This is a genomic window from Marinobacterium sp. xm-m-383 (assembly GCF_013283255.1).
In the GTDB taxonomy this organism is placed as follows: domain Bacteria; phylum Pseudomonadota; class Gammaproteobacteria; order Pseudomonadales; family Balneatricaceae; genus Marinobacterium_E.
On sequence record NZ_WBYT01000014.1, the window covers coordinates 1 to 1321 of the forward strand.

Sequence of the window (1321 nt, forward strand, 5' to 3'; positions counted from 1 at the left end):
GTGTGGCTGTAGATGTTGCTGGTCACATGCTCGCAGCGAAAGCTCGCAAGAAGCGTTGATGCATCAACGCTTCTTCAACGCTTTTGCAGAAGCAACGATACGCTTACGAAAAACATTGATATCTGCGCTGTCCATTACAAGCACTGAAAATGCGTTTCCATCGCTATTGCGCATCTCTACGAGCATTCCAAATTTAGTAATTTTCAACATATCAGATGATTTTTCATAGATGTTTAGGTCTTTTTGACCTGATGTTGTCATCGCTTCCATTACATCGTTCAGATTGTTGAATGCGGCATCAATATTCAAAGCTGGTGCTTTCATAATAGTTCTCACTTTCTTTGTTTTGAGATTTGAAGATTTGTCAGTGTTTGAAGACGCAGCTTTATGCTGCTTCTTCTTGCGCATCTATGTAGTCAATGAGGTGCTGTAGTTCTTCATCGTCTTCAACGGCTTCAACAAGCAGATAGCGAATACACTCGCTGTCAAGGTTTCCAAATAGATGTGCTTCAACAAATTCATATGCGGTCATAGTTTTCTCTTTCTTTGATTTGAGATTGGAAGATTTGTCAGTGTCTGAAACGCTCATTCGTTTCGCTCACTGACAATAATAATATAAGCTGTTCAGGAGTAATTTACTTGTGACAAGACGAAGGCGCAGCGGGGCTGTCTGGTCTTGTTCATTTCTACATAGAAACGAGGTGACAATGAGTGAGAAGTGGTCAGGCGATGGCAGGTATTATCTGGCGGCACGAAGTGTTGAGGCATATCGCTTGTGGTTTGAGTTCTTGAAGCAGGCGCATCGGGATAAGGACATTGAGGTAGACTACGAGTTCTACGCTGACTGGGGGAACTTCTGGGACAAGTCGTTCAGCGACTGGTGGGCAGGTGCAACTTGGCGGACGCTCTTCGCTGTTGATACGGCTGTTCGTGTTCTGGATGAGAGTGAGGGCATTCAGAATGACGACACAGCAATCGTTGTGCGGCTATCATTGAGCAAAGATATCAAAGAGACGCTGCGAGATGTTCAGCAGCTTCTGGAACAGCATGGCGCAGGCACAAAGCTGAACACAGTAGCTCAAGGCAAGTTCAAGCTGTCAGAGGGCTATGAGAAGGCGTTTCTCAAATACATGGACAGAGCGAACTTCATGCTTCGTCTGTATCGTATCTGGTTGGACAATGCTGACTATGACAAGCGGGGTCGTGTGAAGCAGACGGCTGTTCAGTTCTACGAGTGGGCAAAGCAGCGAGACGACATGATACGAGCGAAGAACTACAAGCTCACTCGTCCGATGTTTCCGTTTGCAGTTCGCACATACGT

Annotated in this window: 3 protein-coding genes; 1 reads left to right on the top strand and 2 read right to left on the bottom strand. The window is 45.7% G+C overall.

Translation table 11 applies throughout. From position 1 onward, the window contains the following. Positions 1-63 precede the first annotated feature (63 nt). Together XMM383_RS11610 and XMM383_RS11615 are read right to left on the bottom strand one after the other, a co-directional pair. On the bottom strand, positions 64-408 hold the full coding sequence (locus tag XMM383_RS11610) for a hypothetical protein (protein ID WP_173487682.1): 345 nt from the start codon (positions 406-408) through the stop codon (positions 64-66). Continuing rightward, the gene (locus tag XMM383_RS11615; protein WP_173487681.1) at positions 386-589 is read right to left on the bottom strand and encodes a hypothetical protein; all 204 of its coding nucleotides are present in this window, start codon (positions 587-589) and stop codon (positions 386-388) included. Before XMM383_RS11615 ends, XMM383_RS11610 begins: the two co-directional genes overlap by 23 nt. Positions 590-707: 118 nt before the next feature. Here XMM383_RS11615 and XMM383_RS11620 point away from each other — a divergent pair. Beyond that, the coding region (locus XMM383_RS11620; RefSeq protein ID WP_173506476.1) for a hypothetical protein at positions 708-1321 on the top strand (614 nt) is incomplete at its 3' end.